The 13787-nt window shown below is 64.5% G+C and carries 8 protein-coding genes; 2 read left to right on the plus strand and 6 right to left on the minus strand.

The genetic code is table 11. The features are described from left to right. Positions 1–70: 70 nt before the first annotated feature. From HG800_RS17270 to HG800_RS17285, 4 genes are all read right to left on the minus strand, one after another. Entirely contained in the window at positions 71–1384 is a 1314-nt protein-coding gene (locus HG800_RS17270; protein WP_169977885.1) for a Trx7/PDZ domain-containing (seleno)protein, read from the minus strand. 129 nt (positions 1385–1513) lie between these two features. Beyond that, positions 1514–3301 carry a GIY-YIG nuclease family protein gene (locus HG800_RS17275; protein WP_169977886.1) on the minus strand — a complete coding sequence of 596 codons (1788 nt, stop codon included), beginning with the start codon at positions 3299–3301 and terminating at the stop codon, positions 1514–1516. Between the two features lie 191 nt (positions 3302–3492). Then, positions 3493–4251 carry an AIM24 family protein gene (locus HG800_RS17280; protein ID WP_169977887.1) on the minus strand — a complete coding sequence of 253 codons (759 nt, stop codon included), beginning with the start codon at positions 4249–4251 and terminating at the stop codon, positions 3493–3495. Positions 4252–4571: 320 nt separating this feature from the next. Next, positions 4572–4778 (minus strand): hypothetical protein, encoded by a 207-nt coding sequence (locus tag HG800_RS17285; protein ID WP_169977888.1) that lies wholly within the window; start codon positions 4776–4778, stop codon positions 4572–4574. 413 nt (positions 4779–5191) lie between these two features. Here HG800_RS17285 and HG800_RS17290 point away from each other — a divergent pair, with 413 nt between their 5' ends. Both HG800_RS17290 and HG800_RS28030 read left to right on the plus strand, forming a co-directional pair. Further along, the gene (locus HG800_RS17290) at positions 5192–9385 is read left to right on the plus strand and encodes a serine/threonine-protein kinase (RefSeq protein WP_169977889.1); all 4194 of its coding nucleotides are present in this window, start codon (positions 5192–5194) and stop codon (positions 9383–9385) included. 31 nt (positions 9386–9416) lie between these two features. Beyond that, a complete protein-coding gene (locus HG800_RS28030; protein ID WP_206352327.1) occupies positions 9417–10133 on the plus strand; it encodes a methyltransferase family protein in 717 nt (238 codons plus the stop codon). 85 nt (positions 10134–10218) lie between these two features. On the opposite strand, the gene HG800_RS17300 is transcribed toward HG800_RS28030, so the two are convergent. Both HG800_RS17300 and HG800_RS17305 read right to left on the minus strand, forming a co-directional pair. Further along, the gene (locus tag HG800_RS17300) at positions 10219–12255 is read right to left on the minus strand and encodes a site-2 protease family protein (RefSeq protein ID WP_169977890.1); all 2037 of its coding nucleotides are present in this window, start codon (positions 12253–12255) and stop codon (positions 10219–10221) included. After that, the gene (locus tag HG800_RS17305; protein WP_169977891.1) at positions 12243–13403 is read right to left on the minus strand and encodes a 1-deoxy-D-xylulose-5-phosphate reductoisomerase; all 1161 of its coding nucleotides are present in this window, start codon (positions 13401–13403) and stop codon (positions 12243–12245) included. The genes HG800_RS17300 and HG800_RS17305 overlap by 13 nt, the downstream gene beginning before the upstream one ends. Positions 13404–13787 lie beyond the last annotated feature (384 nt).

Here is a 13787-nt window from a genome sequence, read left to right on the forward strand (position 1 = left end):
GAATACAGATCATTGCGATCGTAAAACTCAAGAACCATTGAAATCCTGTGCCGTTGGCCTGGCCGCCAGGTTACTGCAGGGGCAGCGTGAGCTGGAGTTCCTTTCCGTCGCGGAGGAGCGTGATGGGGGCGGAGTCGCCGGGGCGGGAGTGCTGAACGGTGTGAGCAAGCAGCGAGGATTCGGAACGCCGATCGGTGAGCCCGTTGAACGAGGTAATGATATCGCCGGCTCGGATGCCGGCTCGCTTGGCCGTGGCGTGCTCACCGTACTCGCCGACGCGTCGGACCCGAAGGGCGAGGGTGTCGTTGGGAAGGCCGGCGGCGGCGCGATCGGCGTCGGCAAGCTCGTCGAGGACCATGCCACCGAGGGCCATGCGACGGAGTTCCCACGTGGTCACGCGCCAGGAGATGTTGCCGCGTCTCCAGCCTTCGGGGAGTTCAAGGGTCAGGTCGAGCGGCTGCCCGTCTCGGAGGATCTGTACGGGCAGTTGGGCCGAGTCAGCGGTGTTGTGGAGGACCCACTGCAGGTCGGCGATCGAGACCAGCGGCTGGCCGTCGAGAGTGGTGATCGCGTCGCCGACCCGGAGACCGGCCCGGTCGGCGATCGAGTCGGCGGCGAGTTGCTCAATCGTCGCCTTCTCGGTCGGTTCCAGCTTCAGGCCGAGGACGGACGGGTCGGGATAGGGGTAGAGCACTGCGTCGGGAATCGGCTCTCCGGCGGTTCGGAAGACGAGCCGCTCGGCCTCGCGGACCTGGTGGCAGTGCATGCAACTGCGTGCCACCTGCCCTTCATAGTCGATCCGAGTCTCGTACTTTCCCGCGAGGCTCGGGTAGTCGCGAGGAGTGGCGTAGCGCGACTGCCGGACCTGCTTACCCGCGAGCGAAGCCTTGACTGCGGGGAAATCCTGATGCATCTGCAAGGCGGCTTCCATGGCCTTGCGGAGGCCGCTGAGGGAAATGTCGTCGTACTCAGGGCGATCGGATCGAGTGCCGTATCGGCCGTATATGGTGAAGTCGGGGTTCATCAGAATGACGGCAAACGACTGGTCGAAGTCAAACTGAAAACGCATCAGATCAATGTCGTTCGCCTGGACAATCCGGACACAGACGAAACGATCAAGCAGGTCCCGGATGATCGGGTCGCGTCGGGCCACGTCGTCGTCGAACTCCTGACACGCTTCACAGGGGATACAGCGGAACACGACCATCAAGGGTTTGCCCGACACTCGTGCCGCCTCAATGCCCGCATCGAGGTCGTTGTAAATCCAGTCGTCCGAGGTTTCGAACGCCTCTCGGTCGTTCCGCACCTTGGTATCGCGATCCTGGGCCACCGCCAGGAACGGAGGAAGAATCATCGAAACAAGCAGGGCGAGGGCGGGTCGCATGAGTTGTCTCCCTGTAAAACGTAGACAGTCACAGGTGAATGCTCTGTTTGCAATTCGATTTCTCATGGATCAAGATCTCGCGAAATCGTGAGCAACTCAAGACCCCTTCGACACATACTGCAGAGACCATCAATCGTCTCCTTGGCTCGCCGAGAGGGTTTCTTCAAGTTCTTCCTCGGACTCCTCATCGTCGCGGTTCGTCTGGCTCGCCTCGTAGGCTTCCTGGTCTTCGCGCCAGTGTCTCGCGAACTCGGCGTCGGATTCCATCGCTCGCTCGATCGAGAGGGTTTCCTTGTAATCCGTCGCGTCGGCGGTGATGGTCCAGCGCGCGGAAAGCCCCAGTTCTTCCACGGCCTCGCGAAGGTCGCGGAGCTTGACCCGGAAGAATTCCTTCCGCTTGTTCGCCTTGTTGACCTGGGCCGTCACGAACCGGCGGTGTAACGCCGCTTCCAGGGCGGGGGCGTCATCCGAGTAGATCATGGCGTGGATGTCGAAGGGGAACGGCACACTGGCCCCGCTGAGTTCCCGCACGCGATCGGTCGGCTCCAGGCGTCGGGTCAGGCCGATCTTGTAGACGTCGTCTCCGAACGAACCGATGTTGGAAATGATGTAGACGTGGCCACATTTGGTCTGCTGGGCCATCGAGATCGCTCGCTGATTCCTCGCCTCCGCCTCAAGGAACTTGGCGTTCAGATCTTCAAGCTGGGCCTCGTAGGCCGCTCGTTCCTGCTCGCTGGCCCGTTCCAGCTCCTGCCGAACCCGATCGATCGCCTGGTTGATGGCGGCTTCTTCCCTCTCGGCCTGCTTGATCGCGCGTTCGAATTCCTTGCGGGCTCGTTCCTCTTCCCGCATCTGCTCCCGGATGGCACGCTGCTCCTCGCGCTGGCGTTCTTTCACCCGTTGAACGGCCACGCCCCAGCGGAGTTCCTGGAGCCGGGCGTCGAGGTATTCTTCCTGGATCCGGGCACCCTTGAAGACCTCGCCGTTGTGATTGACGGTGGCGAAGGTGTCCTTGATCTCCTGGGCCATCTTCCCGTGATTGGCAGGCTTGATCCGGGCCAGGATGGAATCCACCTTGCCGTTGAAGGCGCTCAGGACGAAGCTGATCGCGTAGTCCCGCTTCCAGCCCTCGGGATAGTTGCAGTCGGCGGCCAGGTGCTGCTCCTGCATGATCCGGGTCCGCTCCCGAGCGAGCTTCAGCTTCTCCCCAGCCTCGTGGAAGGCGTACTCGTCAGCCAGCTCGTCGAGGAGGTGGTCGGAAGGGATTGCGGAGCTATCGACATAGCCGCTCATGGCGTTTTGAAGCGCCTGGTAGGCAGCGGCGTACTGATCGTGTTTCCGCTTCGCATCGAGGGCCTCGCCGGCGATTGCCTCGGCCCGCTTCTCGGCCTTCTGCCGAATCTCCAGGGCGTAGATACTGGCCCGCCGGAGCTGGTCGTCCACCTTGCCAACTTTCTCCTTGGCCTCCTTGCGCGCCTCGGAGGCGATCCGCTTCGCCTCCCGATTGGCCTCATCGACGAGGTTGCTCGACTTCAGCTCCGCAACCCGGAGGACTTCGCTCGCCTTCTCCGCATGTGCCTTGGCGTCTCGGAGGATCCTCTCTCTGACCCGTTCGGCCCGCTTGGCCGCCTCGTCGATGATCCGGGCCGCTTCCCGATTCGCCTGCTCGACTTTGGCAGCCGTGGCCCGCTCTTCCGCTTTCGCCCGTTCAATGACTCCGGGAATGTGGGCGAACCGGCTCAGTTTCGCCAACTCGTTCTTGAGGGATTCCAGTTCATCGCTCTGGTCCTCCTCCAACTCCGCGACATGATCGCTCAGCGCTGCATTCACCGTCTCCAGTTCACGCATCTTGAGGAAGCAGTAGAGGCTTACCCCAATCAGGGCCACGACAATCAATCCGGCGATGACGGGAAACATCGATGCACTCCAAATCGAGCGAGATTCAATCGAGCTATTTCGGAATTAAGGCAAATTGACGTGCCTCGTGGCTAATGCACTCGCGACACACAATCACGCACTCAAAGTTATAAACTGACGGCGAAAGGATAGCTATATGCTGGCAGAGCCCAAACGCATTGACACAAAGTCATCCAGTGCGGCAACCAACCTCAGCCCGAGGACGATTGCTGGATCACGCCTCGCTTCAAGGACTGGAGCATCACGCGGCCGGGGCCAGTGAGGCGGGTCATGAACAAGCCTTCGCCGCCGAAGAGGATCTTGGCGCAGCCGCCGACTCCCTGGATGTCGTAGTCGATCGAGTCGGAGAAGGCGGCGAGGTTGCCGGAGCTCACGAGCAGGCGCTCGCCGCGGGCGAGCTCGCGGTCGTCAAAGTCCCCGCTGCCGTGGATCAACACATGGCCGATGCCGGAGATTTTTTGCAGGAACAGGCCCGCGCCCCCGAAAAAGGCCGCCCCAGCGCGGCGGGCAATGGTAACGGTGATGTCGATCTGATCGCCCCAGGCGGCAAGGAACGAGCCTCGGGTGGCGATGATCGGACCGTGAGCAAGATCCCAGATGCCGATGCGACCGGGAGAGTTGGCCGCGAGCAGGACGGTGCCGGGGCGGTCGGCTTCGAGATAGGTCAGCGAGAGGCCTTCACCGGCAAGCGACCGCTTGACCGCGCCTCCAACGCCGCCGGGCACGCGAAGCCGCCAGCGAATGCCGTCGCTGTAGGCCATGATCGAGCCCTTGCTCGCCCAGACGACATCGCCAGGGGTCATTTCTAGCTGGGCTCGCTGAGCAATATCGCCGAGGATCGTCAAGGGGACCGGGCCGAGTTCCCTGCGGATCGGTTCGGGGGCATCGGCGTCGGTGAGATCAAAGGGATCAGTGCGATCGAACGCGTCCGAATCGGGATCATAAGGCATGAGGATGCGCCTCGGGGCGGTGAGGTGCGAAGCGATCACGACACCGCGGGGCCTTGCGGTTCGGTCGAGGAGCCCGACCGCGTCACGGTCTCCAGTGAGCGATCGCCATGATGGAAGCGGACCGATCGAGCGTCAAGGGGCCGGACAACCCACCCGCGCAGACTGGAGACGCACGAGAAGAGACGATAAGTGATCCGGGGAGGTCGGCAGAAAAGGGCCGGGCAATCGGGGAAGGATGGGGGCGGTCGGCGATGCCGAGGAGCGATCGAGACAGCCGGGGCTCCGGCTGTCCCGATCGAGGAAACCGCTCCTGATCCGAATCAGAGTTCCGTCGAGCCGGTTTCCTCCAAGCCTCGGGTCTGCAGCGCGGCGATCCAGAAGATCGCGGCGCCCCCCGCAGTGAGCAACGCAATGACAATCCAGACATCCGTGGAGGCCATCGGGACGAGAGGAGAGGCCACCACGAAGAAAACGATGGTCAGCAGCGTCAGGATCGTCGCGACGATCATATTTTGTTTGAATTTCATCGGACAATCTCCCTCCGGCAATAAGGTCAGGCATCGAAGCCCGGCGGCTTGGCCAGGGAATCGAGCCTCAGGGAGGACCGGACGCGAATTTCGGGCCGAGTCAGGGCCGTCTCGATCGAGAACTCGGACCGAACTCGAGGAGCCTGGGGTGTCTCGCGGTTGTCAACAACCGTCCCGAAGCAGCAGTCACGAAGCAGCCGCCCGATCCCAAAGGACTGAGCGGCAGGGGCGGGTTGGCTGACGGAGGTTGACACCTTCGGTCTGCCTCTCTAGAGTTTACCGTTGGGCTCCGACGCGCCGAAAGTCTTCTGCCCGTCTGATCGCGTCGCCCGTCGCATCGTGGGCGCAAGGGATTGCGACCATCCGAAAGAGCCGCCCTCGACCCGATCCGCTTGCCACAGCGAGACGGCCCGATGCAGGATCGAACCCCAGAACATCCGAAACCCGAAGCATCGCCGTCGGCGACCGGAAGTTGGCCGGCCGGTCCATCTCCCGAGGAGGGGGGGGCCGGGGCCGAACTGTCGGCCGACGATGCGCCGACGGTGCGCCGGGCACCCTCGGGAAGCTCGGGGTCGGGCTCCGGTTCTGGCTCTGGCATGGGTTCGGCAATGGGCTCGGGGTCTCGGCTGGTGGTCGGCCCTGGTTCCGGGGGGGGCCTGGGACGGGGCCCGATGGAGGTGGGGCTGCCGTCAAACGGCGACCGGCTGGACTCATTTGAGATTCAGCAGGCGATCGGCGTGGGAGGCATGGGGGCCGTTTTCCGGGCGCTCGACGTCCGGCTCGATCGGTTCGTGGCGCTGAAGGTCTTGCCCCCAGGCCAATCGCATGAGGCCGAAAACGTCCGGCGGTTTTATCAGGAAGGCCGCGCGGCGGCACGGCTCGATCACGAGAACATCGCCCGAGTGTTCACGATCGGGCAGGACAAGTCGCTTCATTATATTGCGTTCGAATATATTGACGGCACAACGATTCGCCAGCGCGTCGAGCAGCGTGGGCCGTTGCCGGTGTCTGAGGCGATCAACTTCACGCTCCAGATTGCCGGGGCCCTCGTTCATGCCTCGGAACGAGGTGTGGTGCACCGAGACATCAAGCCGTCAAACATCATCGTCACACCGCAAGGGCGGGCCAAGCTGGTCGATATGGGCCTGGCCCGTCGCTTCGAGCGCGAAGGGGCCGACGAGGGACTCACCCAGAGCAACATGACCCTCGGGACGTTCGACTACATCAGCCCCGAGCAAGCCCGCGACCCGCGATCGGTCGATGTGCGGAGCGATCTGTATTCCCTCGGATGCACCATCTATCACATGCTCACTGGTCAGCCGCCCTTCCCAGGCGGCACCGTGCTGCAAAAGCTCTTGAGCCATCGGGAAGAACCGGCGCCCGATGTCCGGGTCCTCAATCCTTCGGTCCCGTCCGACCTTGCGGTGATCGTCCTGAAATTGATGGCGAAAGACCCGGACCGGCGGTATCAGACGCCCGAGCAACTGGTGCGGGATCTGCTCACCCTGGCCGGCGCGTTGGGGTTGCGGTCGATCAGCCCCGAGGGCCTGGTCTGGATCAACGCCGCCCCGCGAGCCCCCGGCTGGGAACGGCACCTGTTCTGGGGATTGCCGGCAGGGGTCCTGCTCCTGGTCGTCGGGGTCTTGATCTGGGTCGGGCAAGATCGACCGACCAGTCCGGGTCTTCCAATGACGCCGGATGAGCTGATCGACTCGGTCGCCTCGTCGTCGTCGCTGAGTTCCTCCTCGTCGTCCTCCGGAAGCACGAGTGTTCCGAATCCCCTGATTGGCCCGGATCGAACTTCCCCGGCGGCTCCACCCGATCCGGCACGCTCGGCCGTGGTGCCGAACCGTGTGGACGAGGCAACCGGCCCGGCTCGCAAGATGGCCGAGACGCGCGAGCGTCGGGTCCGCTCCGATGAGGATCTGCGAATGGTCCTCCGCTCGGAGCCCCCCGGCTCGACCATCGTGCTGGCAGACGATGGACCCTACCGCCTGGCTCCAGCCAGCGAGGGAGAGGCCCCGATTCGGGCCGAGGTGACGATTCGGGCCGCCGACGGCGCCCGGCCCGTGGTCGAGCTGGCGGCAACCGACGGCTTCTCCTCCTCGGCTCGGCCCTTGCTGCACTTTGTCGGCGGGCGGGTGACGATCGAGGGGCTGACGTTCCAGCTCGGATCGGGAAGCGCCTCGACCGGCCCGGCCATCCAGGCCGAAGGGACCGCACTGACCCTGAGCCGCTGTTTTCTCCGGGGCTCGGGGCAGCCGGCAGCCCTGGAATTGATCGGCCCAAGTCCGGCAGCGTTGAACAGTGGCGACCCGGTCCCCGCAGCCATGCCCGTGGTGCTGGAAACCTGCACGATCGCTGGCGGCACCGTCGGCATCTCGTCGCGGGGTCTGATGACCCTGGGCCTGCGCGACTGTCTGGTCGCCGCTCGGGGACCGGCCGTCTGGTTCAACAACGCTCCACCTAGCCCGAACGCCTTCTCGTTCGATTTCGGAACCGAAATCGAACCGGCCCCGCAGGTCATTCAGCAGGTACCGGCCCGTCTCGTGCTTGATCACGTGAGCATGCTTGCCGGCGCCGATCCCATTCTCCGATTCGCGGCGACCAATGCTCGGGTCGAGGTGTCCGACTCTCTCTTTGCCCCGACTCAGGAGCTCGACCCCTTTGCCGCCGGTCCGCCGACCCTGGTGGCGATTGACGACCCCGACCGCTTGCACTGGATGGGCTTCGGCAACCTCTACGCGCGGATCGGTATCTTCCTCTGGCCCACGAACGACCCGAAGAGCCGACCGCGCGTCTTCGAGTTCGAAACCTGGGCCCGAAGTCCCTCGACCGCCGAGGCACGATCACGGTTCACGACCGAGCACGTCTGGGCCGAGCCGGATCCGGCCGCCGCGCTGATCCGGGGGGAGATGACCGCCTCTCAGGCGTTCCGACCGACCGTCGCGGGGGTCTTTCCCGCCGACCGAACCCGTCCGGGACTGGGCTCCACGCTGGTGGGGGCCCGTCGCAGTCTCTCCGGCGCGATCGAGCCCGTCTTGCCGGCCACCGATCCGGTCACGGCCTCGACCAACACGGCCAGCCCGGCCCGGATCACCGGATTCGATACCGATCCGATGACCCCCGGCCCCATGGTCCTGATGCCCGAGGCTCCCGACGAGCCCCCCCGCATCCAGAACGAGACCGGACCCTCGCGTCCCCGGCCCCTTGAGCCGGTCGAGGGCGAAGCACCGCCCATGCTCGCTCCCACGCTGGTCGGCCCTCTGCTCCCGCGTCCTGTTCTGGGAGAGGATCGGGGAGAAATGCCCCGCGTGACCGAGGTTCCCGAACCGACGATGCCGGAGACGGACGATGCTGACGAGTTGATCATCCGGACGGCTTCGCAGTTCCAGGAGCAACTGAGAAACCTTGGTCCCAAGGGTGGAGTCCTTCGAATCGCCTCCGATGCGCGGCTCAACCTGCCGAGCGGGATGCGCTCAGGTTCGGGAATCGTCGAGATCGAGGGAGAGCCCGGCGCGGATCGGCCGGTGCTGCGGCTGCGATCGTTGGAACCGGGTTTGGTGGGATCGGATGGCTGGTCGTTCCTGATGCGGGTTGAAGCTCAAGGCGAGCTGCAACTGAGGGGGATTGACCTGGTGCTTGACAGTGAATCGGTGGTGGGATCGACCCTGAGCCCTCGGGCAGCCTTCGGCCTCGATCCCGACGCCACGCTCGAACTGGTCGATTGCTCGGTCACGATCGACGGCCCGGTCAACTCGACGGTCGTCCGGTTGCTTGCGGACGAACCGCCCGAGGATCCGATGGGCCCCGGCTTCGGCCGAATCCCGGGGACTCTGCCCTCGGAGGTCGAGGGCCCGGCCGCTCCTGCCGGTCTTCGAATTGTCGATAGCTTGATCCGAAGCGTCGGGAATCTCGTCGATGTGGCCCCCGACGCCCAGCTTGATGAGCTTCGGCTCTCGAACGTCGTGGCCTCGTGCGGCGGCAGCCTCGTCCTCGGCCACGGTCGATCGCCCGGTTTTACCGAACTCGACGCAACCGAGACGCGCTTGGCCCTTTCCCTGCGACGGGCAACCGTGGTCGCCCACGGGGGGATCGTTCGGCTCTCCAGCTCGGCCGATCAGCCGCTCCTGCCCCGGGCAGAAATCACGGCCCGGGAGTCGATTCTCGCCACCGGCCCCGATGGTGGGGCTCTGTTCCGGGTCGAGGGCCAGGGAGAGCTTGACGATCTGAGCGATCGCATCCGGATTGTGGAAAGCCGCGAAGTGGCCTATCACCGGATCGACGAATACCGCCGCGACCAGACGGCGCAGCCCGGTACGCTTCCCGTGGTGCTCGACCGCGACGAGTGGACGCTCTCCCTGGGCCGGACCGAAGCCGAGCCCCGCCACGGCGACATCGGCTTTCTTTCCCGACTGGGTCCCGAACGCGACCCCCGCACCATCGAACCCGAGGATGTTCGCCTCGACCCGGCCGGGGCCGCCGCCGACCTCGGCCCTGATCTTGACCGCATTCCCGATCCACCGCCTCCGTCGGCCGACCCCTCCCGGTCGCCGAGCGCCGAGGTGATCGAACGCCTTCGGCGGGCCTTCCCGAGCTTTCCCTAACGCTCGGACAGAAACCAGGCCAAGGTGAACCGTGACTCACACCGACAATCAGAACCGGCCACCTCAGCGGTTCAACATCCGCCGCCTGGTTGTGGGCCTGATGGCCATGCCCGTCGTCTTCGGACTGCTGATGTTCCTGCCCGCCGGAACCTGGGCGTGGCCGAAGGGTTGGCTGTTCCTCCTGGTCGTCCTGACATCGTGGGTCGTCGTCTTCCTGATCCTCTGGAGGGTCAACCCTCAGGTTCTCATCGCCAGGAGCCAACCACAGGAGGGGGCGAAGCGATGGGACCGGATCCTCGTGGGGTTCTTCCTCTTCCCGGCCCTCGGGGCCATCCTCCCCGTCGCGGCGCTCGACGACGCCCGGTTTCATTGGTTCCCGGTCCCGTGGTGGGTCTGCGGGATCGGCCACCTCCTCGTTCTGGCGGGAATGAGCCTGACAACCTGGGCGGAAGCCGTGAACATGTTTTTCGAGGTCCATGTCCGCATTCAACGTGATCGGGGTCACGTCGTCATCGACAGTGGCCCCTACGCGATGGTGCGTCACCCCGGATACGTGGGGGCCTGCCTCTTTGCGGCGGGAACGGCCCTCGCTTTGGGCTCGCTCTGGGCGCTGATCCCTGCCGGTGTGGCGTCGTTGCTGCTCGTCCTGCGAACGCAGTGGGAAGACCAGACCCTGCAAGCCGAGTTGCCCGGGTACGAGGCCTACACCAGTCGGGTACGCCACAAGCTGATCCCGGGCATCTGGTAGCGCTTCCCTGAATCGGGGGACCAGCCCCTCGAACACGCGGAGCAAGCCCCCTCCCCGAACATGCCACGCGGAAGCAAGCACCGCGTCAGAAGAAGGTCAACAGGGTGTCCTGGATCAGGACAAAGACCATCAGGCCCAGCAGGAAGAAAATGCCGAGGTAGGTCGGCAGGGCTTGCCAGGAATCGGGCAAGGGGCGACCGCGGACCGCCTCGCCGATGAGGAAGACCATCCGGCCTCCGTCGAGCGGGGGAATGGGCAGGAAGTTGACCACGGCAAGGTTGATGCTGATAAAGCCGATGAAGTACAGGAACTCAATGAAGTTCACCCCGGCGAAATCGTACATCGCCTTGGCGATCCGGATCGGACCCGAGAGCCCCTTGGTGCCGACCTGCCCCTCAGCAAGCCGCTGCAGCAACGTGTAGAAGGAGGTGATCACGCCCAGCGTCTCGGTTCCGGCCCGTCGGAACGCCTCGGAAACGCTCAAGGGCGGAATCGGAGCCACATTGAGCTGCAATTGCAGGCCTCGGGAGGGGAAGAACCAGCCCTCGACCGGCTCGGGGGTGATCGTCTCGGCTCGATCGCGACCGGCGACAGTCAGCTCGATCGACTGAGCCGGGTAGCGCTGGGTCCAGTCAAAGGCGTAGACCCAGGAGGCGCTAGGGCCAAAGGTCAGTTCCTCGACGCGGGGCTCCGTCTCCCCGTCCTGCAGCTTCCAGGTGAAACGCAGGCCGGTCAGCTCATCGCCCGGATTCAGGCCGGCCCGAGCGGCGGGTGAGTCGTCACGGACCTCCACAACCGTCGGCTCCACGCGGAAAGCCAGGCCGAGGGTGTCGATATTCAGCGGAGAGTCAGGGGAGATGGCCGGTGACCACGACTCCCCCTCGACCGGCTCGACGCTGAAGTCGAGTTCCTCGTCTTCGCGGAGGACAGTCAGCACGATCGATTCGCCAATTCGATCCGCGGCCAGGGTAGGCAATCGCATCGGATCGAAGTCGCGGTTGCCGTCGAAGGCGACAATCACGTCGCCCGGCTCCAGCCCCGCCTCCTCGGCCGGAGAGCCGGCACGAAGGGCGACGATTGGCCCGGTCTGCAGCTTCATGCCAAAATCGACGAACCGAACCGGCGGCAGGATAACCGTCTCCCGAGCCGAGGTGGTCGCGGCGTCGGGTTCGGCATCCCCCTTCGCTTCGGCCGAGGAGTCAGAACCGCGTTCGACGACCACCCGGACCGGTTGATCGCGGTACTGATCGAGCAGGCGATCCAGTTCGTAAGGGGTGCTGAGATCTCGCAGGTCCCCTTCGACGGGTCCAGCTTGCACGATCCGATCGCTGGGACCGAACTGGCCTTCAGGCTCCCCTTTCATGCCGGGAGGGGCAAGAAAGGGATCCTGGGAGAACAGCTCCAGAGACCGAGGCAAGGCGACCCGAATTTTCGGCACTTCTTCCAGGGCGTCGCGCTCGGGACGGATCGGCAACTCGATCGGCTCGGCCTCGCCCGGACGCTCCACTACAAAGCGGAGCACCTGATCGGGTCCGCTATGGATGACAATCCGGTTGAGATCCTCGAACGTGACCCGCTCATCGTCGATCGTGGTGACGACGTCCCCGGTCTTCAAGCCGGCGCGATAGGCAGGGCCTCCGGCACCGACGCCGCCGACAATCGCCGGCGCTTCCATCCGACCGCCCACGATGTAAACGATGGCGAAGCAGGCAACGCCGAGCAGGACGTTCATCACCACGCCGGCCGAGATGATCGCCATGCGGGCCCAGACCGACTTGTTGAAGAAGGCGCCAGGATGATTCGCCAGCGATGGCTCAATGTTCGACCGGGGCTGGCCTTCGGCGTCGGTCTCGCTCTCCGTTTCGGGCGGCGGCTCGGTCTGCCCTTCGTCTTCCCCAAGCATATGAACATAACCGCCGAGCGGAACCGAACCGAGGACGTAATCCGTCTCCTTGTAACGGAACAGACGAAGCAGCCGAGGTGGGAATCCAATGGAAAAGGTTTTGACATAAACCCCATTCCACTTCGCCAGGAGGAAGTGCCCCAGCTCGTGCCAGAAGATGACAAAGGAGATGCCTAGGATCGCCTTGATGACGGTCCAGATGAAGATCAAGGTACCCAACGCGCGACCTCCTGACGGGCCCAGGCATCGACCCGCTCCAACGTCTGGAGCGAGGGCCTCGGGTCAAAGTCGTGATGATCCAGCGCCGCCCGACAGGCGCGAGGAATGTCGAGAAAGGCAAGCGATCCTTCGAGAAACCGACTGACCGCGGCCTCGTTGGCTGCATTGAGCGCCGCACCAGCGGTGCCGCCGCGCCTCATAACCTCGAAGCCGAGTTCCAGACACGGGAACGTCTCGCGGTCGGGGGGCTCGAAATGGAGATTCCAGGCCCGGGTCAGATCGAGCCGGGGGCTGGGGCCTTCGACCCGGTCGGGATAGTTCAGGGCATACTGAATCGGCAGTTTCATATCAGGAGGCGAAAGCTGGGCAATGACGCTGCCGTCGACAAACTCAACCATCGAGTGAACGATGCTCTCGGGATGGACCACGACCTCGATCTGATCCGGAGTCAGATCAAAAAGCCAGCGAGCCTCGATGACTTCCAGGGCCTTGTTCATCAAGGTGGCCGAGTCGATCGTGATCTTCGGCCCCATCTTCCAGGTCGGATGATTGAGCGCCTGCTCGGGGGTAACGCCTTCCAGGTCCCGTCGCGTCTTGCGGCGGAAGGGGCCGCCGGAGGAGGTGAGGATCACGCGGCGCACTTCTCGTGGCGTTCCGGATCGCAGGCACTGGAAAATGGCCGAGTGCTCGCTATCGACCGGCAAGAGCGGGGCGTTGCGCTCGCGGGCCAGCTCGGTGATCAGCGAGCCTCCGACAACCAGCGTTTCCTTGTTCGCCAGGGCAACGGCCTTGCCGGCCTCCAGCGCCGCCCAGGTGCTTTCCAGCCCGGCTGCGCCGACGATCGCCGAGACGACCGTATCGACCTCGGGCTGCTGAACCATCCGAACCAGCCCTTCGCGGCCGATCCAGAGTTCGGTGTTCGTGCCTTGAAGCTGCCCATCGACCCTTGCCGCCGCTTCGGGGTCGGTCAGGGCAACCCATCGGGGTCGATGCTGCTGGGCCTGTTCGATCAAACGTTGCCAGCTCGAATGTGCGGCAAGGCCAGCGGCGCGAAGACGACGGCCCTCATCGTGCTCCAGCACGTCGAGCGTGCTGCGGCCGATCGATCCGGTCGAGCCCAGGATGACGATGTTTTTCAGATCGGCCATCGGCGCCGCTCTTGATCTCCCGGAATTGCGATCAGGCAAGGGCTTCCGGCCTTGTGATGCGTCAATCCCCTTAAGCCCAATACCGTTGAGTCGAGCCTCACGCCTTGGCGTTCTTGCCAGGGGATTGTAGGAAATTTCCCCCCGACCCGACAAGCCAGGCCCATGTACGAGCCAGGGTCATGAGCACAATCCCGCGCCGTTACCCACCGCCCCCTCCATCTCCACCTCCTCCTCCACCGCCATCGCCCCAGCCGCCGCCATCACTCCAGCCGCCGCTCGCTCCGCTCCCCCCACCCCCCGTTCTCGGTCCTTGAGGAACGACGAACATGAGCAGTCCCATGAACACCGAAACGACCAGGATCATCAGCGGGGACCACGGCTTGG

This window comes from Tautonia rosea (genome assembly GCF_012958305.1).
GTDB lineage: Bacteria > Planctomycetota > Planctomycetia > Isosphaerales > Isosphaeraceae > Tautonia > Tautonia rosea.